22 protein-coding genes are annotated in these 22094 nt (G+C 37.0%); 3 read left to right on the forward strand and 19 right to left on the reverse strand.

All coding sequences use genetic code 11. The annotated features are described in order from the left end of the window. Positions 1–307: 307 nt before the first annotated feature. From LI241_RS12745 to LI241_RS12780, 8 genes are all read right to left on the reverse strand, one after another. Positions 308–670, reverse strand: coding sequence for a hypothetical protein (locus LI241_RS12745; RefSeq protein WP_008690465.1), 363 nt, complete (start codon positions 668–670; stop codon positions 308–310). Continuing rightward, entirely contained in the window at positions 667–822 is a 156-nt protein-coding gene (locus LI241_RS12750) for a hypothetical protein (protein ID WP_008690464.1), read from the reverse strand. Before LI241_RS12750 ends, LI241_RS12745 begins: the two co-directional genes overlap by 4 nt. Before the next feature lie 378 nt (positions 823–1200). Further along, complete coding sequence (locus tag LI241_RS12755) at positions 1201–1866, reverse strand: site-2 protease family protein (RefSeq protein WP_008690463.1); 666 nt, start codon at positions 1864–1866, stop codon at positions 1201–1203. Positions 1867–2065: 199 nt separating this feature from the next. Continuing rightward, entirely contained in the window at positions 2066–4015 is a 1950-nt protein-coding gene (locus tag LI241_RS12760) for an ABC transporter permease (protein WP_117547893.1), read from the reverse strand. Then, on the reverse strand, positions 4002–4766 hold the full coding sequence (locus LI241_RS12765) for an ABC transporter ATP-binding protein (RefSeq protein WP_117547892.1): 765 nt from the start codon (positions 4764–4766) through the stop codon (positions 4002–4004). Before LI241_RS12765 ends, LI241_RS12760 begins: the two co-directional genes overlap by 14 nt. Before the next feature lie 93 nt (positions 4767–4859). Beyond that, positions 4860–5852, reverse strand: coding sequence for a HAMP domain-containing sensor histidine kinase (locus tag LI241_RS12770; RefSeq protein WP_008690459.1), 993 nt, complete (start codon positions 5850–5852; stop codon positions 4860–4862). Further along, positions 5849–6511: a response regulator transcription factor gene (locus LI241_RS12775; protein ID WP_008690458.1), complete on the reverse strand. Its 663-nt coding sequence runs from the start codon at positions 6509–6511 to the stop codon at positions 5849–5851. Before LI241_RS12775 ends, LI241_RS12770 begins: the two co-directional genes overlap by 4 nt. Before the next feature lie 90 nt (positions 6512–6601). Continuing rightward, positions 6602–7162, reverse strand: a complete 561-nt coding sequence (locus LI241_RS12780) for a VanZ family protein (RefSeq protein ID WP_017144746.1) — start codon at positions 7160–7162, stop codon at positions 6602–6604. Between the two features lie 210 nt (positions 7163–7372). Between LI241_RS12780 and LI241_RS12785 the strand changes: the two genes are divergently transcribed. Beyond that, positions 7373–9046, forward strand: coding sequence for a bifunctional diguanylate cyclase/phosphodiesterase (locus tag LI241_RS12785; RefSeq protein WP_008690456.1), 1674 nt, complete (start codon positions 7373–7375; stop codon positions 9044–9046). A 46-nt stretch (positions 9047–9092) separates the two neighbouring features. Here the strand turns inward: LI241_RS12785 and LI241_RS12790 are convergent, their stop codons facing one another. Continuing rightward, positions 9093–9515 (reverse strand): PH domain-containing protein, encoded by a 423-nt coding sequence (locus tag LI241_RS12790; RefSeq protein WP_008690455.1) that lies wholly within the window; start codon positions 9513–9515, stop codon positions 9093–9095. Between the two features lie 170 nt (positions 9516–9685). On the opposite strand from LI241_RS12790, the gene LI241_RS12795 reads away from it, so the two are divergent. Then, positions 9686–10168, forward strand: a complete 483-nt coding sequence (locus LI241_RS12795) for a hypothetical protein (RefSeq protein WP_128125067.1) — start codon at positions 9686–9688, stop codon at positions 10166–10168. 247 nt (positions 10169–10415) lie between these two features. Here LI241_RS12795 and tpiA read toward each other — a convergent pair whose 3' ends face one another. Together tpiA and pgk are read right to left on the reverse strand one after the other, a co-directional pair. Further along, a complete protein-coding gene (gene tpiA / locus LI241_RS12800) occupies positions 10416–11162 on the reverse strand; it encodes a triose-phosphate isomerase (protein WP_008690451.1) in 747 nt (248 codons plus the stop codon). A 25-nt stretch (positions 11163–11187) separates the two neighbouring features. Then, complete coding sequence (gene pgk / locus LI241_RS12805) at positions 11188–12366, reverse strand: phosphoglycerate kinase (protein WP_008690448.1); 1179 nt, start codon at positions 12364–12366, stop codon at positions 11188–11190. Between the two features lie 229 nt (positions 12367–12595). Here pgk and LI241_RS12810 point away from each other — a divergent pair, with 229 nt between their 5' ends. Continuing rightward, complete coding sequence (locus tag LI241_RS12810; RefSeq protein WP_008690447.1) at positions 12596–14173, forward strand: GGDEF domain-containing protein; 1578 nt, start codon at positions 12596–12598, stop codon at positions 14171–14173. A 92-nt stretch (positions 14174–14265) separates the two neighbouring features. Here the strand turns inward: LI241_RS12810 and LI241_RS12815 are convergent, their stop codons facing one another. The 8 genes from LI241_RS12815 to LI241_RS12850 form a co-directional block, all read right to left on the reverse strand. Further along, a complete protein-coding gene (locus LI241_RS12815) occupies positions 14266–14901 on the reverse strand; it encodes an HAD family hydrolase (protein WP_008690445.1) in 636 nt (211 codons plus the stop codon). 9 nt (positions 14902–14910) lie between these two features. Beyond that, positions 14911–15168: an HPr family phosphocarrier protein gene (locus LI241_RS12820; protein WP_008690442.1), complete on the reverse strand. Its 258-nt coding sequence runs from the start codon at positions 15166–15168 to the stop codon at positions 14911–14913. Positions 15169–15261: 93 nt separating this feature from the next. Then, positions 15262–16323, reverse strand: coding sequence for an SIS domain-containing protein (locus tag LI241_RS12825; protein WP_227151357.1), 1062 nt, complete (start codon positions 16321–16323; stop codon positions 15262–15264). Positions 16324–16360: 37 nt separating this feature from the next. Then, entirely contained in the window at positions 16361–17182 is an 822-nt protein-coding gene (locus LI241_RS12830; RefSeq protein WP_008690439.1) for a PTS system mannose/fructose/sorbose family transporter subunit IID, read from the reverse strand. After that, the gene (locus LI241_RS12835; protein ID WP_008690438.1) at positions 17175–17969 is read right to left on the reverse strand and encodes a PTS sugar transporter subunit IIC; all 795 of its coding nucleotides are present in this window, start codon (positions 17967–17969) and stop codon (positions 17175–17177) included. Before LI241_RS12835 ends, LI241_RS12830 begins: the two co-directional genes overlap by 8 nt. Next, a complete protein-coding gene (locus LI241_RS12840) occupies positions 17966–18457 on the reverse strand; it encodes a PTS sugar transporter subunit IIB (protein WP_008690437.1) in 492 nt (163 codons plus the stop codon). Before LI241_RS12840 ends, LI241_RS12835 begins: the two co-directional genes overlap by 4 nt. Next, positions 18451–18885: a PTS sugar transporter subunit IIA gene (locus LI241_RS12845; RefSeq protein WP_008690436.1), complete on the reverse strand. Its 435-nt coding sequence runs from the start codon at positions 18883–18885 to the stop codon at positions 18451–18453. The genes LI241_RS12840 and LI241_RS12845 overlap by 7 nt, the downstream gene beginning before the upstream one ends. Positions 18886–19037: 152 nt before the next feature. Continuing rightward, positions 19038–21860: a sigma 54-interacting transcriptional regulator gene (locus LI241_RS12850; protein WP_008690435.1), complete on the reverse strand. Its 2823-nt coding sequence runs from the start codon at positions 21858–21860 to the stop codon at positions 19038–19040. Between the last annotated feature and the right edge of the window lie 234 nt (positions 21861–22094).

A 22094-nucleotide genomic window follows, 5' to 3' on the forward strand; every position in this document is an offset into this window, starting at 1 on the left:
CCCTATGATAATTTAGAGCGTTTTTTCTTTAAACCCTACGTTAATTTAGAGCCCCCTTTTTTCACCTAAAATTTTCAGCTTTTTATTTTCAATATTATTTTACTCCATGTTTACTCGAATTATTTTTTTATGCCTCTACAATTTGCTTTTTACTTATCATACTGTAAAATCCCTCTTACATGCTTCATATTTACAAGTCTTTCTACTATTTTCGTCTTATTTAAAGCTTATGTATTCTTATACTAAAACAGATAAAACTTAGATACCATACGGTCCGACATTACTTTATCTGCAAAGTATTTCATATTCAAGTGTTTATTCTGGATTTCAAATATTTTACAATTTGTTTAGCCTCATCATTATCTTTCTGATACTGCTCTGTTCCTACCTGTGTTTTATTTTTTGATACATAGACAGCTAAATTTCGATTATCTTTCATAATAATCTTTATACCCACAAACAAATATGGAGTTGATAATATTCCAGTAGGTAAGCCAGAGCTAGGCATTAAAGCTAAGAAGGGAGCTTGTTTCCCTTTTTTACTAGCTTTTTCATTTAAAACAACACATCTTTCTATTTCACTTAATGAATATTTTCCTTCTGTCCCATTTAATATTTGAAAAGCGTTATTCGAAAAATCTATTTTAATACTAGAAAATTCTTTTATCATTTTAAATCTACATCAGACAGAGAAGGAAAAGGTTTTACTATGCGAATATCATAAGGTTCACTAGTTGATATACTTGAAATACTGTTCGCGCTACTGTAAGTTAATACTGTGTGGGCAGTAAAATAATAATTGTAAGGATATGCATTATTCATGTGCATCAACCTCCTTATATCTCTTCTATTATCATTATATGCAATAAATCTAAAAATGTAAATTTTTTGTGAATAAATAAATATTCTTTAAAATTAACTGCCATTTTGAAGTTCCATTACAAAATTTATCAAATAACTTATAAACGATAATGTATAGAGAAAAACCTTTATCTACTTCTAAAAAGATATATACAGTAGTCTTAATCAACTAAAAAATTTTCACTGATTTATAATTTTCATTATCAAACTCGTATCACAAATATGAAGTTCACAGAATAATCTAATTTTTGCTTTTCCATCTTCTTACGTCATGTAAACACTGACGTCTTTCATAAAACAATCTGCTTCCACCTGCATCACATAAAAAAAGGAACAGGTTTACCCCATTCCTAATAACACACGACTGATTGTTGAGAAACAATTGACGATCGCACTTCTTGCATAAAACAATGGGCCATCTAATACACCACTGACCAATACCAGTATCAATGCGAAGGATAAATACATTTCATAACGCATCAAATTGAAATAAGTTTCTTCACTAAGAACACCCATTAAAATCTTAGAACCATCAAGCGGCGGTAACGGTATCAAGTTAAAGATACCTAACCCAATGTTAATCAGTGCAGTCATATAACTCAATTGAAACAAATAATCGGCAACAGCACCTGAATAATTGCTATAGAAATTAAAACGAATCATCAAATAGCATAAGAATACACAGATAAAACCAATCAGCATATTCATCAATGGCCCAGCTAAGGCTGTCCAGATCATGCCCTCTTTTTTATTACGATAATAATAAGGATCTACTTCCACTGGTTTGGCCCATCCGAATTGAAAGAAAAGCAAACATAAAGTACCAATGGGATCCAGATGCTTTAAAGGATTTAAAGTCAAACGACCTCTTTCCTTTTGCGTATAATCACCCAGCTTATAGGATACAAACGCATGAGCAAATTCATGAAAGCTCAAAGCAATTGCCACGGCCGGTATCAGATAAATCATTTCACGCAGAAAACTATTGAAATCATAACCAAACATGATGTTTCCTCCTTCTGGTAGTATTCAATAGTATAACAGATTCATACATAAAGGTAAAGAAATGCTCTGATCCTGCGCGTAAAAGCAAAAATATCATAGATCAACCACTCTATATAAAACGTGAGTCTGTTGCCAATAAGAGCGTAATGCTATATAGAAAGCAACGATCAAACTTTGTATGGGCGATACTTTTATTATTTTATATATCCAAATTACGACGACAGCTGATATAGGTTAATGCATAATAAGCAAGATAAACGGTAAAGAACAATGCAAGTGTAATTCCTAAATACATATACATCGGTGTTGTCGCATCGGTTGTGGTAAACATAATATCCAAGCTGTTCAGTATGGGAATCATAAAGATAGCAGGCAGCAGCAACGGCAATAGGAAATACAATAGATTCTGATAATGTAAAAGACGATATAACGTTTTGCGTGATGCGCCCATTTTATGCAAAAGCGCATACTCATATTTTTGGGCTTCAAGATCACTTAATTGCTGCGTAGCTAGGATGGTACCGGCAGCACAGATGAAGATGAAAGCAGCATAGAATAAACAAAAAACAATAGTTACATAGGAAAACATGGATGTTTCCACATAGCTGCTATGCAAGCGAACACTGCTATACTCTTGTAACTGGGAATTGCTGCATCGTTCATAAAGTTGATCTTCCCAAGCACTTGGTAATTCTTTGGCACTTTGCGCTACATAATAAAAGGTATCTCCTTTTACTCCTTGCACATACACATCAGGCACAACTACAAAATACATTGTCTGTAATATTTCCTCGGTACAGACATAGCGCAGTTTCATAGGCTTTCCATTGATGGTAAACGGATGCTTGCGGCAATAACTTTCCATAAGTTCCTGCTGCTTCTTACTTACAACAAGCATGTACTCATCCTTTTCTAAAGTAGGTACTTTTTTGCCTTTTAATTGCAATAATCGCTGTACATCAGCATAGCGCATAAAGGTCGTTGTCCGATAATACATGGAATCATATGCCGTATGATCCAAAGCTTTCGCAAAGGTTTGTTTCACCTTTACATCATCCCTAAGATGTGTATAAGTTTGATACGTATGATCTTCATAAGTAAGCTTTTTTTCAGCCAAAAATCCTGCCGCCTTTTTGATATATTGCTGATGTTGGGTAATCACTTGTAAATCAAAAGGAGCTGCACTATGAATCGTCAGATCCGTTGTTTCTTTAAACTTCATGCCAAAACAAAGAAAACAAATCGTCACTAAGGTCAATAAGGATAATGTCGCCAATATGATACGATTTGAGCGTAAACGCCCTTGCAATCGTCCCAACAAAAACATCCTATTGTGTTGATACTTCAATTGTTTATGCTGATCTAAAAAATGCTGCAAGAAACCGGAGAGTCCCAAAAAGCAAGCATAAATTGATGCAATGATCAGCAAGACAGCCGGTAACAATTTTTTGGTTTCTTCAACATCACGTATTCCATTGCGCATGCCATCATAAAATAACTTTAGTCCCACGGCTGCACATAAAATTGCCCCAAGCATGTACACCAGCGTATGGAGGCGTCCTTTTTTCACTGTTTCATTTTGCTGATCCTGATACAGCAGGGTATGAATATTTACATGATGCAAGATACGATATTCTTTCACCAATTCATATGCATATAGGATAAGAAAGGCGAGGAAGGTAACACCTGCCGCTGGTATGGAAAAGCGAAAAGCAAATTGATAAGCGATGCCAAAAATATGCTGAATGATAGCTAATAAGATTTGAAAGGTAAACAAACCAAGGATACAGCCAATGCCATAAGCAAAAAGTCCCATGAAAAATTGTTCCAATAAAAACATGCGACAAACTTGTTTACGCGTCATCCCCATCAATAAATACATGCCAAATTCTCGACTGCGCTTTCGTAACATAAAATTTGCTATATAGGAAATCAACCAGCCAATCACAATAACAAGTCCCATAGATACAACCAAAATAACCTGAGCAAATGCATCCATATGCTTGCTAAGCTGTAGCACTTGTTCACTGAACGCTACTGCCATAAAAGAATACATCAACATCATAGATATGACCATCGTTAACATGAAGATGGCATATTCTTTCATACTGCGTTGTAAATTACGTAAAGTGAGTTTAACGTATAGCATGTACATCACCGCCTAACAGCATCATGACATCTAAAATCTTCTGATAAAATGATGAACGGCTATATTCTCCACGATATAGTTCATTAAAAATTTTACCGTCCTTTAAAAAGAGGATTCGTTTCGCATAAGAGGCACTGAATGCATCATGTGTAACCATCAAAATAGAAGCATGATCTTCTGTATTACGCTGTAAAAGCTGTTCCATAAATAAATAAGACGCATGGGAATCTAACGCTCCGGTTGGTTCATCTGCAAGTATTAAGGAAGGCTGATGGATCATAGCTCTGGCACAGGCACAACGCTGCCGCTGTCCTCCGCTGACTTCATATGGATATTTCAGCAATACATCTTCAATACCGAGTCGCTGCGCCATCTTTAACACTTTTTCATCAATCTGCTTTGTATCGTAATGCAATAGCGTTAAAGGAAGCGCGATATTTTCATCTATGCGCAGCGTGTTTAATAAATTTAGATCCTGAAAAATAAAGCCAAGCTGTTGTTTCCGAAAAGCAGCTAATGCTTCTTCCTTTTTCGTAGACACATTTTCATCCTGCACATAAATATCACCGCCACTTGGTGTATCGATGGTAGCTATGACATTTAATAACGTTGTCTTTCCACTGCCACTTGCCCCCATCACCGCCATAAATTCCCCTTGTTCCATAGTAAAACTAATATCATCCAAGGCTTTACATAAATTTCCGCCATTTCCATAATATTTTTCTACGTGTTCAACTCTTAATAATGTCATCTTGTTCACTCCTTTACACATTAAGTATAAAGGTTTCCCTTTTCTGTTTGTATGATGTTTCCTTACGCTGTCCTTACAAAGTTGAAAGAACTTTTATTTATGAAAGCGTAGCTGCATATCAGTAAACACGCCTTCCTTAGAACGCACCATTATTTCTATCTGCAGCGCATCACAAAGTCGTTTGCATAAGTATAAACCGATGCCAGTCGCATGTTGATTATGCTTTCTTCCATTTTCACCCGTAAATCCTTTTTCAAATATTCGTGTTTGATCCTGCATAGGAATACCAGCCCCATTATCCTGCACATGTAAAGTCACATAGGAAGCATCATGGGTAATGTATAAATATAAATGCGCTTTTTCTTTTCGATACTTGACAGCATTTTCAATCAATTGGTTCAATATAAAAATAACCCACTTCTCATCGGTTGCCACAATTGCCGATGTAAAAGCAAAATGAATTTGTAAAAACGCACTGGTGCATAAATACTTGCACTGTAACAAAGCCTCACTGCAACAATCATACAAATCACAATACTGTATTCGTAAATCTTTTTCCACATTTTCACTGCGGGCATAAAATAATGCCTGTTCCACATAATGCTCTACCCGCTCCACTTGCTGCAGCATATCCCGCTTGCGCTTATCCTGCACATTCTCACATTGCAGCTTTAATGCCGCAATAGGCGTTTTAATTTCATGTACCCATTGTTCCACATATTCCTGATATTGCAATCGTTCTCTTTTCACTTCACTGATTTTTTCCAACATGCTTTTATTACCAAGACGAAGCAGGTAAGCATAAAACTGTTCCTGTGGATCTTTATCATGTCCTAAGACTTCCTGTAATAAATATTTCTGATCCAATGTCTGCGCAATTCGTTCAATCTCTTTTTTCCGCTTGCTGCGCTGTCTGCCTACTTTTATTATATATGTGCATACCATACATCCACTCATAACATTCAGGAATGCTAAAACTTCCCATGCTATGCCCATGCCATATAAAACACCATCACATAACAGCATCCATAAAAACATAAGAATCAAAAAGAAAGCATGTCGCGCAAAGACTTCTCTTACATTCATATCCAATACCCCTGTCGATGTCTGGTATGAATGAACGCTTCTACACCGAGTTCCTTTAGTTTCGCACGTATTCTCGTAATATTCACACTTAATGCATTATCATCAATAAATAGTTTATTATCCCATAAATCATCAATCAAGTCATCACGGGCAACGATTTCTCCTTTATGACAAAATAAATTGTATAAGATGCGCAATTCATTCTTTGTCAATTCACACTCTTTGCCCTCATAAGCTAAAACACTGCGAGCAACGAAAAGATATACACCACGATGGGTAAGAATGGTTTCGCCATGTGCATACGTGCGCTTTAAAACAGCTGCGATGCGGGCTATAAGAATACTGATATTATATGGTTTCGTGATAAAATCATCACCACCTAAAGTCATACTGCAAAGCTCATCCATATCCGTATTGCGACTTGTCACAAAGATGATTGGCACACCGGAAAAAGAGCGTATCTGTTTGCATAATACAAAACCATCGGTATGGGGAAGATTAATATCCAACAGAATACAATGCGGTTCTTCACGCTGTAACAATAATTGCATATCTTCCATCAAATTCCACACACAGCAAGCATATCCCTGCCGCCGCAAAACCTCGGATAATTCTTTTACGATTGTTTCATCATCTTCAATGAGCAATATCTTATACATGGCACTCTTTCCTTTCTTGTTGTTACTTGTCCTAACTCATTATACACGAAAGAAAAAGATGACGGCTGTCATCTTTCAATATTGTAAGAACTATTCATACATCTCATTGACCTTATGTACCAACAAAGAAATGCCACTGGCAAACCAGGAAAGCACCGTCCAGATACAAGTTGAAACAAGAGCTCCAAACGTATCCAGATAAACATCCTTCATACTCGAAGTTCGGCCGGTATAGCGTTGATGTAGCTCATCGCCAAAGGCAAAACAGAAACAGATACCGACAGTTAATAAAAAGCGCAAGGTCTTATTTACACCGAGAATGGCCAAGGTGATATAAATACCACATGCTAAAGCAAAATAAATCGAGAAATGGGCCAGTTTACGTATATTGGAATTCCAGTCACTGCCATATGGCGAATGCATAATGACATAATACTTTATTTTTTCCGAAAGCTGCATTCCCTTCTCAGAAGATTCTAGCCTTGTCTTTACTTCTTGTTTGATTTTTTCCGTAACGATTTCACTTCGTAAATTTGATTGCGCACCATTCTCCGCTGACAGCTTGTAAATACTAAACATAACCGAACCGCTGATGCCCAAAAATAACAATGCGCAGAAAATACGAATACCCATATGCTTTTTCTTTTTCATAAAGTTCATCACCTTTGCCCTATTTTAAAACAAATTCATAAGTGTGACAACCATTAATTCCACACTTCACAAAATCTTAAGAAAGCCTTCACATAATGGTTATCTTTTTTACTTGTTTGGTTATATTATCGGGTATAAAATTTATTCTTTATTCTATGAAATTCATTGGAATCATGATATATTAGAAGAAGAGAAAGAAGAGGAATGGCTATGGATAACAGAGATTTATTTCGTCAGTTTCATATAGATGCAAGCCTTTTTTATGATGCCATCGTAAACAGTACAGATGATTACATCTATTTAGTTGACATGCAAAGCGATATATCTCTGATATCTGAAAACATGTATCTTGATTTTGATTTGCCCGGGCGTTTAGTAAAAGGACTGGTTCCTATCTGGGGTGATCTTATTGTCGATAAAGATCGTAAACGTTATGATGAATCCATTGCCCGTATGCTAAATGGAGATACTGATGAGCATAATGTAGAATATCAAATACGTAATCGCAAAGGTGAATTGATCTGGATCGTATGCCGTGGTTTATTAAAGCGTGATCAGGATGGGGCACCGTTACTGTTTGCCGGGATGATCACCCGTTTAGAGAACAAAGGAAGAATTGACCATATCACCGGTCTTTTAACTCAGAAAAGCTGTATTGATCATTTAGCCATTCTGTTGGAAAGTGGAAAACATGGCAGTATGATGTTACTGGGTCTTGATGACTTCTCACATATTAATACCTTACAAAATCATGTATTTGGCGATATCGTTTTACGTCAGTTTGCTCAGGATATTCAAAGTTTACTGCCCTATGATGCGCAGATTTATCGTTATGATGGTGATCAATTTGCTATTGTTTATGATGAAGCCGATGAAAAGAAAACCGATGAGCTTTATCAAAAACTACACGCTTACAGCAACCATCCGCATCAAAGCGATGCCGGTTCCTATTATTGCACCGTTTCAGCAGGAGTCGTTATGATTCCTGAAAATGGCAATGACTATTTAGACTTAATTAAATATGCCGTCAGTGCGTTAGAAGCCAGTAAACAGAAAGGGAAAAATACATGTACCTTTTTCAATGATGATTTAATTAAACAGAAACTGCACCAGATTGCCATCAATGAAGAATTACATCATAATGTGTTACACCAGATGCGTAATTTTTATGTAGTATATCAGCCATTGCTTCATACGAAGACCATGAAGATACAAGGCAGTGAAGCTTTAATGCGTTGGAAAAGTGAAAAATTCGGCGATATTTCACCTATTGAATTTATCCCTGTTTTAGAATCCAGCGGCTTGATCATCCAAGCTGGAAAATGGATTCTGGAGCAAGCGATTGCCACTTGCAAAGAGTGGAGCAATCTTATAAAAGATTTTGTCATGAATGTTAACGTATCGTACTTACAAATATTAGAAGATGATTTCGTAGAAACCATTCGCAGCTTATTAGCAAAATATGAATTAGCTCCGGAACATATCGTTATAGAATTGACTGAAAGCTATTTTGTCACCGATATGGGGCCAATACGGGAATGCTTCTCCACTTTAAGAAAAATGCATATCCGTATCGCCATGGATGACTTTGGTTCTGGTTATTCTTCCTTAGGAATGTTGACACAGGCACCTGCCGATATTGTTAAAATTGATCGTTCCTTTATCAATGCCATTCATACCAATCCGTTTAATCTCTCTTTTATCAATGCTGTCATCTCTTTATGTCACAGCATTGACATTGAAGTTACCGTAGAAGGGGTAGAAGAAAAGAACGAGTTGGATACCGTCTGTACGCTGCAAGCCGATACCATTCAAGGATTCTATGTCTCTAAACCAATTTCGAAAGCAGCCTTTCACAAACAATATATCACAGCCAAACAGTAAAAAAGCTGCATTGCACTGTAAATAAAAACAGAAATGCAGCTTTTGCTTATAATATTTTAGAACGATGCTTCAATTGCGCTATAAACTCATCTTTTTTTACCGGTGAGATAAGTATTTCTTCCTGCTCATGCGCTTCATTCACATAAGTGATATCCAAGCGATCATTTGACAAAGCCACGGAGGAATAAGATGCCTGTGTTTCTTCAATACTTGTAATCGCAAAATAATGTATTTTCTTATGACAAAAGCAGGCACTTTTGATTTCTAAATAATCTTCCTGAAATGCATACCATGTATCAAAGGTTGCCCACAGTAATAAGAAATCTATACAAAAAACAGCCAGTAACTCTATGGCATCCAGAGCGATATCCTTTTGATGTATCACCAAGCGCAGCATCATAAATGTACAAAATGCCATAAAGATCAACGCCGCTATCCAAAACGCACCTATCTTTGACTTTACTTTCATAAATATCTACCTCTTTTATAACCTATTATACGTGATTCTATTAAAAAAGAAAAGCCTTACAACCAAGAGAAAAAAGAAAGAAAGGGATGCACATGCCAGCTCTTAAAACCATCGCGAAAAAGCCTAAATGCTTGATAATCCTATCAGTTTTTTGCATATGCCTGCTGCTTATGTTTCTATATCAAAATAACAAGACACCAAAACTTGTTTATCCGACTGAATACCAGAATATCTTAGAACATATGGAAACAGAGGATATAAAACAATATAAGAAAGACAAGGAACGATTAAAAAGCTTAATACAACAGACACAAAAAGACATTGCGCATTGTCATCAAGTAAAAAAGAAACTATCTACACTTGAAGATCAAAGCAAGGAAGCCGAGCGTGCCATGTATGATGCGATGGATAAAGCTTTATATGTAGGAAAATTCATCTGTAAAGTTAATACTTGTCAGGGAAATCCTGATGATCCAAATTATAATGCTTTCCTTAATGCTACAAATCATCTGGTTGCTATGAAGAAACAGCTGGCAGATGCCAAAACAGCCTTAGCTAAGGCAAAAGAAGAAGCAGAGCAGCTGACACATTATAAACAATTACTACGTCATATGGAAAAGACGCTAACTCAATTGCAGAAGAAAACCAGATAAGCAATGGCATAAGCCGATGTAATACAAAGGAAAACTAGCGCGGTTTTCCTTTTTTGATGTACGCTATTTGCTAAATGAGCTTAGACTGCCATAGTACTCCTACTTAAGATAACAGCAAAGCATTTTTCTGATTAAAAGCTTACAATATGAATGATAAACTGTATCTTAAATGAAAAAGGCTAGTTGATTATGAACTGCATACATTGAAAAAAGGAGCAGATTGCTCTACTCCTTCACCTATAAGATCTTATTTTGTTTTTTCGATGATTTCAATAAAGCTGTCTGCTTTTAAGCTAGCTCCACCAATCAATGCACCATCGATATCTGGGCAAGCCATATATTCAACGATGTTGTTAGGTTTTACAGATCCACCGTACTGTACACGTACATTTTCCGCAGCTTCATCACCATACATGACACGAACCTGATCACGTACGATAGCGCAGCAGTTCTGTGCATCTTCTTTTGTAGCAGATTTGCCAGTACCGATTGCCCAGATTGGTTCATAAGCGATAACCATGTTACCAACACATTTTGGACATAAGTTAGCCAAAGAACCACTCAACTGTTCACGGATAACTTTTTCCGTTTCACCAGCATCATACTGTGCTTCTGTTTCACCAATGCAAAGAATTGGTGTGATACCTGCATCAATTAAGCGTTTTGCTTTTTTGTTTACGGTTTCATCAGTATCCCCAAACATCTGACGACGTTCAGAGTGACCGATGATACAGTGTGTAACGCCAACTTCCTGCAGCATAGGTACAGAAACTTCACCTGTGAAAGCACCTGTATCTTCAAAATGGCAGTTTTCAGCAGCTACGATTAAGTTTTTAGCACCTGCAACAGCTGTAGCTAATGCAGTATAAGGAGCGCCGATACCATAGGTAGCGTTGTCACTTGCCGCAACACCATCTACAGCTTCCATGAATTCTTTTGTTTCCTTCATGGTTTTATTCATTTTCCAGTTTCCGACAATAATTGGTTTTCTCATGATTTATTTTCTCCTCTAATGTTTTTTATTTATCACTGATAACAGCGATACCTGGCAGTTCTTTACCTTCCATATATTCCAAAGAAGCTCCGCCACCGGTAGAAATATGAGAGAATTTTTCAGCGAATCCTAACTGGATTGCCGCTGCTGCAGAATCTCCGCCACCGATAACTGTTGTAGCTCCTGGTAATTCAGAAATTGCTGTACATACTTCCAAAGTACCCTTAGCAAATGGTTTCATTTCAAATACACCCATAGGTCCGTTCCATACAACAGTCTTAGCACCAGCTAATTCATTCTTGTACAGTTCAATAGATTTAGGTCCGATATCTAAGCCCATGTAATCTGCAGGGATGTTGTCATTGTCAGCAACAACTGTGTTTGCATCTTCTGCAAATGCATCAGCACATACATGATCAACTGGCAGGATCAATTTACCTTCAGCCTTAGCTAAATATTCTTTTGCCAATTCCAGCTTATCTTCTTCTACTAAAGATTTTCCAACATTGTAACCCTGTGCTTTCAGGAATGTATAAGCCATACCGCCACCGATCAGAACTTTGTCTGCTTTCTTCAGCAGGTTGTCAACAACAGCAATCTTATCAGATACTTTAGCACCACCGATGATTGCAACGAATGGACGTTCTGGAGTGTCAACAGCAGCACCCAGCATCTTTACTTCTTTTTCTACTAAGAAACCTAATGCGTTAGGTAAAATAGATGCAATACCAGCAGTAGAAGCATGTGCACGGTGTACGCTACCAAATGCATCTTCTACAAACAAATCACCTAAGCTAGCCCAGTATTTAGCCAATTCAGGATCATTTTTGCTTTCGCCTTTTTCATAACGAGTATTCTGAACAACAACGATTTCTCCATCGTTCAATGCTGCAACAGCATCTTCCAGTTCTTTTCCTCTTGTTACTGGTACGAAAGTAACTTTAGTATCAACCAGTTCACTTAAACGATCAGCTACACAACGCAAATCGTTTTTTGCTTTGTCTTCTTCTGTTTTTACTTTACCTAAGTGTGACATCAAGATAACTTTTGCATTGTTTTCAATCAGGTATTTAATTGTAGGTAACGCCTGAATGATACGGTTGTCATTTGTAATTTTTCCATCTTTTCTTGGAACGTTGAAGTCGCATCTTACGATAACGCGTTTTCCAGCAACATCTAAATCTTTTACAGTTCTCTTTGCCATTGTAAAATCCTCCTTATGTAACGGTCTTATTATACCACTAAGAGCCTTATTCGTAAACGTATTTTGCGAATTTGCGAATAAAATCACAATTTCTTAACAAGAGAAGATAACGCCGGTAAATTCTGAAAAATAACCACATAAATAGTATTTTTGTTAACGCTTTTATAGTATAATATGGATATCAAACATTCATAGCAAAAAATTATGGTTATAAAAAAGAGGGATGTATATGGATGAGTATAAACATAAAAAAGAGGAATTGATGAATCTGCTGGTACAGCATAGCAATGCGGATATGGATGATGAGTTTCAGCTGGCAAATGAGCTTCTGACATTAGGGGAAGCGCATAAAGATACCCATGCCATCGCCTTTGCCCACACCTTTCTAGCCGATTACCATCTGATGATTCGTGAACATGAAGCATGTCTGAAACATCTGCATATTGCATTAAACCTGGGAGAAGAATATCATTACACTGATTTATTACTACGCAACTACACCATTGCCGGTTTGTATTATAATTCTCATTTTGATGAAGTAAATGCTATTCAAAACTTATTAAATGCCTATAACTTAGCGGAGAATGAAAAAGATCTGCATCAAAAAATGGTAGTTTTAAACAATATTGCCACGATGTTTTTTCAAAAGGAAGATTATCAGGAAGCTCTGTATTATATTAAGATGGCATATCAAACCTTCTTGGATAAGAAAGCTACCATTATGACACATGCCGATCTGTTGGTTATCTTAAATCTGATACAGTTAGAAATCTTTAACGAACATTTAGATAAAGCCATAAAACGTTATCAAGAATATGCGGCGAAACTAGTATCCTTTAAAGCTTCGCCATTGTCGACACATGTCATTCGTTTATGTGAATTGTACCTTGCCAATGCCAGCAAACGTGTCGATAGCGTCAAACGAATTGCTGATTATTTCAGTGAAAGCAATCTTCATAAACATAAAAACCGGACCTATTATTTCACCTTCTACTGCGATATCTTTGCCATCCTCCTACAAATCAAAGATCAGGAACGAGCAGAAAAATATTTACAGTATATGGGAGAAATGTGTCTGGAGGATGATGTCGAACAACAGTTGCAATTGCATCGTAATTGGATTCGCTATGCGGAGTGTTTCCATTTAGAAAATGTCTTAATTAATTCCTATAAGCAATATTATATGTTACAAAAATTGGTTGAGGATATGACAAATAAGACAAAGTCAGAAAGTATGAAAGAAAAGATTAAAATGAACCAGATCATGAAAGAGCGTGATCGTTTCCGGAATGAGAAAAATCAGTTAGAGGCGCAGATAAAAATTGATGGTCTCACCCGACTGTTTAATCGTTCTTATTTTAATTCCCTGGTCTGTGCGATGCATAAAAACCCGCATGTATCAACAATTGGTATCGTGGTAGCCGATGTGGATTATTTTAAAGAATTCAATGATTATTATGGTCATCATATGGGGGATAAACTGTTACAAAACGTTGCCCGCTGTATGGATGAAAACGGCGATTCGCGTTTCTTTGCTGCACGTTTTGGCGGTGATGAATTTATCACCTTATGCGTAAATATCACAAAGGAAGATATCTGTGAATACCTCGATCATATCTATGAAGAACTTGATCAAATCGGCATGGAGCACAAGATGAATAAAGCTGCTGAAAAAGCGACAATTTCCTGTGGCTTTACGATCTTTCAAAATGATGATCTATTCCGTTATGAAGATGCCCTTACCATGGCTGATGCTGCATTATATAAAGCAAAGGCTGCCGGTAAGAATCAATATAAGCAGTATTAAAAGCTCTTTAGAGCTTTTTTATTTGATGTCATTTGCATTAAAATAAATAGCAACGAAATCATCGCGTTTTATATTTTTAAGATGTATTGATGTTACCGTAGGATGTTATAAACATCCTGAGGATCGTATAAACAATACGTATAGGGTAGTTCTTCTTCACTGACAACTCCCCATTTTGCCCATGCAAAATCAACACCGGCAGCTTTCGCACAAAGGGCATCGTTGATAGAATCGCCAATGAATAGTAATTCTTGCGCAGTCAAATTTGTTTGTTCCATAATGTAATATAAAACATCCGGTGCCGGTTTTGTATGCTTTACCACATCCTGCGTACCAATACTAGAAAAGGCTGAAAAGATATCTGCATCAAACATAGATTGCAATTCTAAAAAAGCCGTTGTATTTCGCGAAGTGGCTATTCCTAATGCAATCCCATCGTCCAGCAGTTGTCGTAAAAGTTCTTGGATACCTTCAAAGATATGCGTATGTGAAGAAAAATCTCCACACTTTCCAAAGCATAGTTCTTCAAATTGCCGTTTACAGCTTTTCGGTATCTGTAAATAGGCTAGGTTTTCCTCATCACTCATATAATAACAAGGAATAAAAAACGCGTAAGGCTGCTTCTTACGTTGAGGAAACATGGAGCTATATCCCTTTTGTATCATCGCAATCATAGCGGAAGAATCAAGTAACGTGCCATCACAATCAAAGACAATCATTTTATACATGTTATCACCTCATAAATAAGAGTGGCAGTATTGCTGTAACGCCTTCACAACGCGGCATTCATCCTCACCACAAATTTCAAATAGGATTTCTTCATCTTTATGAATACTAAGTTCCATTATTTCTACCATTCTTTTCGCATTCGCACATCGATTTTGGCAATATAGTTTTATATCACTTTGATACATTCTGGCAAATTGTGCTAATGCTGAAGCCGGCCTGGCATGAATGCCCATCATCTTTTTTACTTTATATGTTAATTTCTGCATAGTTTCTCCTAATCTTATCGCTTTGATAAAAAAGATGCTGATATGATTATTGAAACACTTCTTTCACATCAGCATCCTTTGTATAATTATAACTTAATCATCATGTGTATTAAAGTAACCTGCTTCAGGTAATGGCCCAATCGTCTTAATATTGATACCATAGTCATAGGCAAGCCGCGCTGCTAAAATTTCTACTACCGGCGCATATTGTAAGAATACAAATGGTGTTTTTAAAGGTTCAAAAGCCAAATCACATGGATGTTTGCTGTCATTGCCAATTACGAAGGCATCGCCTACTTTGTCACGGACATAACGAATCAAACCTTTGGTAATATTTTCATTGTGGCCATCATCGAAAATGATGACTGCATGACGATTTGTATACCCCATGGTAGGTCCATGCATACCATCATCCATATCATAACCAACACACAAGAATCTTCTGGCAATCTCCAAAACCTTTAAAGCGCCTTCCAATGCTGTACCATATAATGTACCGGCACCATAGATAACAAATCCATCCTTATTCATCAGTTTCCATTTATTCCGATCAAACCATTCCATCGTTTTGTCACAGATTTCATGATACATATCAGCCGCTTTTTGAGCATCTTCCAGATATTTTGCATACTCTGTTTCACTTAATGCCTGGCGCTTTAAGCCGATTTCCATGGCAATGATCATATGCGTAAATACAGACATACAGTAACCGATCGTTCGACAGCCAAATTCCTCATTATCTGTTTCCATCAGAACATGGCAGCCACTCTCTTTTGCCAAAGGTGTTTCGGCACTTTCTGTAATTGCTACTGTCGCATAACCAAGTTCTTTCATTTTACGCTGTGCGATATTTACCAAAGTAGAAGTACCACTTTGCGATGTGAAGATGTATAAACCATTTGGATTAAATACCCGTTTGGCTAAAAAGATGTTGGGCAATATTGCTGTAGAGGCAATGCCACTTGCGGTTTCCACAAACTCCTTAGAAGTTTGACAGGATGTATGGCTGGTTCCAGAGCCGATTAAGATAATTTCATTTATGGTGGATAAGCGATCACCTAAATAATCAAACATATCTTTTGTTAATGCTTTCCTTTCCTCTAAAACTTTACGTACGGGATTAGGAACACGACGAATTGTATCAATAAGATTCATTAGCTACTCCTCCTTTTGCTATTTCAGCACAATATTTTTAAAAGATACCAATATATTTTCCGACGATGCCAAGCACCATAATGATGGCAATTAATGTTGTCGGTTTGATGTTCTTGTTTAAGAGCTTAAAACAAGCAAGGGTCAATAACAGTGGCAATAAACAAGGGAAAATGGTATCAATCATTTCCTGTATCTTTAATTCACTGCCATTCATGGTAAATACATAACCGATCTGTACGGAAACCATTGTCGCTGTCATTGCTCCTACGGTCATAAGTCCGACAATGCTGGCAGCTTTGGTGATAAAGCTCATGATACCACTTTCTTCAGCCTGCAACATAAATTTAGACCCCATCTTAAAGCCGACATAAGGCAATAAGATACGACATGGTTCTGCCAATAGATTAAATAAGACTAAGAATACAATGGGACCCAGAATATTGCCATCCTTGGCAAGACTTAAGCCGATTCCCATGGTAATCACACGCCATGTACTTTGAAAAATAGAATCTCCGATGCCGGCAAATGGTCCCATTAAGGATGTACGCACAGCTGCAATTGAAGCTTTATCAAACTCCTTATCCTTTGCTGCCTGCATTTCCATAGCCGTATTTAGTCCTGTGATGAACCCACCGACGACCGGGTTTGTATTAAAGAGTTCATAATGTCGTTTATAGCCTGCAATACGTTCTTCCTCAGTATCGTACATCTTATTGATGACAGGAATCATGGTCCATAAATATCCCATAGCCTGAAATTTTTCCCATGTATACACTGCATTAATTTGATGTGAACGTCTTGCTACTTTTGCCATTAATTTGCCATCTTCTTCATTCAAACCAAATTTCTCTCTAATCATCGAATAATTCCTCCTCTCCCTCATTTACTGTTGGAGATGTTTCACTTACCGTATGTCGTTTACTGAATTCACCCTCAAAGAATAAAACGATGACAATAATGACACCAAGTAAAGCGATTGACATCAAAGGCATACCACAATATGCTGCCATGATAAATCCTAAGAAGAAATAAACAGCAAGTTTCTTTTGCCACATCATCTTTAACAATAAACCAAAACCGACTGCACCTAACATATTCGCTGCTACCCCCATGCCATCTAATAATGTTTGTGGTAAACTGTCGATAAAAGCACTCATGACATCAGCACCTAAGAAAACAGCAAGTCCACAGATGGTACCATTAAAGATTTCATAGGATATTGAAACTACTGGGAATATTCTTTGCAAAGCTTTCCAATTGCCTTTTTCTACTTGACGTTCCACATATGGTGTAAATAAAGAACGTATACCAATGCCTGGAACAAATAGCATTTGACAAACGATAGATGCCGGTACTGCTAAAGCAATTGCTGTTTCAATACCTTTACCAAGTATAATGGCATAAGCTGCCCCAACAGCTGTTCCATGAATGGAATCCGGTGGCACTGTGCCGCCGATTGCCATAACACCCATAAATACCAATTCCAATGAAGCCCCTACCTGTACTCCTGTTGTAATATCCCCTAAAGCGATACCCATTGCCGTACCGACAACAAGTGGTCGTGTGATCATCGGATTACATAACCAGACATCCAAGAAGTCCAGTAAACAAACAGTAACTCCGACAAGTAGTGCTTGAACGATCATACTTCAACCTCCTCCTCTCGTAAGTATTTATCGATACTGATTCTATGTTCCGTAGGAACCATACGTAATTCTACTTCATCAACTCGTTTGCGCAGTTTCATCAAATCATGTAAATCATCGTTGTCTAAACATACAGCAGCCGCTATCATCTTTCCTCCTTCCTTATTTTTGACTCCACCAATATTCACACGATGAATCTGATCTGTCATACTGACAAGTCGTAAGGTATCCTGAATAGTTCTTGTGATAAGAAAAATCTTGATCTTTGCTGCCTTTGGGTTGTTAAGAAGAGCAGCTGCTTCATCAATCGTCTTAACCGCCAGTTTCACACCAGCCGGTTTTGCCATCTTTAACGCAAGCTTGCTCATCTCATTTGTCGCAGCCTCATCATTGGCGATCAGAATTGCTTCCGGTGCCACTGCTCCAACCCAAGTCACAGCCACCTGTCCATGCAGGAGACGATCATCAATCCGACAAAGTTCTACCATAATTTTTCATCCTCGATTCCTTTATCAATCGCATTATGTACTCTTTGGTAAGTAAACAAAAGCATATTATCCTTTGCATTTTGAATTACCTGTAAAAGCTTTTCTTCGATATCCCCTGTTTCATTCGCCAGAATCAACTCTAAAACAATAGATAATGTCATGCCTGTCAATAGAAATACATTAGGATAAACACAGAGATGCATCAGCTGATTATGAACACTGCCACCATAGATATCACACAGAATGATATATTCATGTGTGTTATCTTCGGCGATTTTTTTCTTCAACAGCTGATAAATATCTTGTGGCGAGTGATAGGTATCTAAACCATAAGCATCCACTCCTTCAATATCACCTACGATCATATTCGCAGCGCTTAGCATACCCTCGGCAAGTGAGCCATGAGAAGCTAATATTAAATTCTGCAATGTTTCTACCTCCCTTCTTGTTTTATGTCCTTCACCTATGATAAGCAAAAAGCGTGCCAACTTTATACAAAGTCACACGCTTATAACATTTCCCCGATGAATAGGAGAGATTTCTTGGTTTAGAAAGTTTCTAAACAAATGCTGAGAAAGGATCATTCAATACTATCCCACAATTCGTTGACACTCTCGTCCACTTCTTTGACACTATCACGCTGAAAGATACATTCATAGATATAGCCGATTTCCGACACCGGTATTTTCACATTGTAATGCTGTTCCACATCATGGAATGCTTTTTTAACAATGCGTATAAATTCCGTTTGTGTTTTTTCAAAAGTTTCTAAATGTTCAAATTTCGTCACATTTTTATTAATAATCAAGCGTTCTATCAAACAGCTGATGTGAATATACAGTCCCAAAATGACACTGCTGCTTAATTTCATATGCAATTCTTTCTGAATTGTCTTAATAATTTTTTCTACACTGTCAATGATTTTATCACTATCTAAAATCGTTAAGTAACTCAACAGATTATCCATTGAGAAATTTTTGATCATATTTTCATTAAAGGTTTCAATCTGATCCGGCCGCATGATACTTTCAAACACGGAATTCGTCTTTTCCACACTTTTCTGTTCGATCATCTCTTCCAAAGAGATGAACGGCACATCAAAGATTTTAGGATCTTTCGTTCCGACTGTAAATAGGACATTATATTTTTCAAAAACCAATGATGTCGTACCGGATTTCACTAATGAATCATAATCATAGGGTATCATGGCGATCGATACGGTCTTAGGTAAAGAATCTTCCATTAGCTTACTGATTTTTTCAGCTGTGCCAATACCCGTTTCGCATACTGCTAAAATAGCATCTTGTTTTTTACGATTTTTTACAAATTCATACCGATATTGATTGCGATGACTCGCTTGCTTTAAGATTTCCTGAATCGGCATCTCTTCCAGTATCATACTGCCAATATCTAACGCTAATTTTGTTGTGACATTGTTGATGATACCAATATCCATACGCTTCATGCCTTCCATTTTTTGATGAATCGCTTCTAAAGACCCCATATCAACCATAACAATTACTTCATTATAATTTTCTTTCCCTTTGATGTATTCACCTAATTTTTTTACCGTATCATTAAAATCACTTTCAATCGGCATATCAATTGCATCAAATATCCGCTGTTTCAATAATTGATTTGCCACTTCTGCTATGCCGCTTGCTATCGCGTAGCCATGGGCAATGATAACAGCAGGTATTGGAGAAGCAACCATCTCACGGTTAAAATAACGGAAAAAGAGAAATAAATCTAAATAACCAAATGGACCCGGGGTAAAACTTAAGGCATCTGAGATGAGCTGCCAGATATCACCTATGACATTGTATTCATTTGTGTATTCATTATGGATACGATTTTGAAGTTCTTCAGCTTCCTTGCGATTCTGTATTTTCAGTTGATTAATTGAAGAAAGGCTTTGCATATAATCGTTTAGAAAATGTACGATCATTGAGATTTCGTTATTTGAAAATTTCTCTAAATCATATTTATGAATAACAATATTCATGATATTGGTCAATAGATGATTGATCATATCCAGCTTTGGAGAATGATAGGTATGCTCAGTAAATAAAGAATCGATATATTGTTCCAATTTCAGACAGCAGCTATCTAAATAAGCATTCAGATCTTTTTCATATGCATGCAACGTATGGAATTTGTGAATCAGATATGCATTAAAATTATATAAGCGACTATCTTTATGGATGCTCAAAAACATATCTTCACTGTGAATCATCGTGCGATCATCGTAATCATACAAGGTGACATCTTTTCCGGTACTTTCTAATAAATCACTTGATAAATCATATATATGCAAAGAGACATCATCCATATCCTTTTGATTTCGTAAGAATGCTTTGGCGACACTTGCGCGAATGACATTTTTCAATTCCCCGATATTTCCTGTAAACGTATGGCGTTCTAATGTACGGAAGACAAGGTCAGACATGGAAATTTTACGTTGAATATGTTTCTCTTCTTCTTGAATTAAAAACTGTAAAAGTTCCCGTTTTTCTTGAAGAGGGCGTTCTGCTAGCGAAGGCACTTTCACAATAAGCGGAATTCTTCTTAATAATGTTTTTAAGAGGACTTCATCCGGCTGTTCCGTGGTGGCAAAAATCAATCGTGCATTTGATACATACCAAGTATCATTATCCCCCACCATATGATATATGCCTTTATCCATAAAAAGAAAGATTTTTTCCTGACATTCCGGCTTTAACCCATGCACTTCATCCATAAACAAGATACCGCCATCCGCTAAAGCCAATAACCCTTGGGTATCTTTTTCCGCACCGGTATAAGACCCCTTCTTATAACCAAAAAGATTGGTCATCAACATCTCCGGATTGTTTGCATATTCACTACAATTCATCGTCATAAAACGGCTGTCTTTAGACAGTATTTCCATCTCAACCCCATATTGGTACATTAACTGTGCAATCAGGCTTTTCCCGGTTCCCGTCGGTCCTTGTAATAAGATGGGAAGACCATGCTCCGGATAGCTAATCGCTGCTTTGCATTGTTCCACCACATAGCTAAGACTATCATTTGCTCCGATTAGGTTATGAAATGCATGCTGCTGTTTTTTTGCTAATATGTTCTTTAAATCTTCAAGCGTTTCATACAACTCCGCTTTCAATATAACGCCAAAGCGGTTTTCTAAACTTTTTCGCCAGAAAAAATATACTGGACGCGTATTCGTTTTAATGACGAGACCCTTTTGTTGAAATTCACTCATATAATGAGAAATCAAATTGCGGCTGCATGCAAATTGCGCACTCAAAAAGGATGAGGTAAGGGGTTCTAATCTTTCTTCCTGCCAATGCAAATCCTTCTCTAATTGCTCGCATTCCACTTGTAAGGTTTCCTGTAATTTCTCCCGAATATCCTTATCATTCATACGTATATTCCTTTCTCCTAACGAAAAGGTTGGTATTAAAAGCACCCCCAATATACATATCACGTATATATCTTTCTTGCATTATACCTCCTCTATATAACATATACAATGAGTTTTTAGATACCTTTTCTAGTAACCTTTACTTTTTCAAAAAAATGAATTACCTTTTCGTATTCATCGTGTGCAAAGCAGAAAGAAAAGACCACTTCTTGCAAACATATTGTTTGCGTCAAA

The organism is Longicatena sp. 210702-DFI.1.196, from assembly GCF_020563125.1.
In the GTDB taxonomy this organism is placed as follows: domain Bacteria; phylum Bacillota_I; class Bacilli_A; order Erysipelotrichales; family Erysipelotrichaceae; genus Longicatena; species Longicatena caecimuris.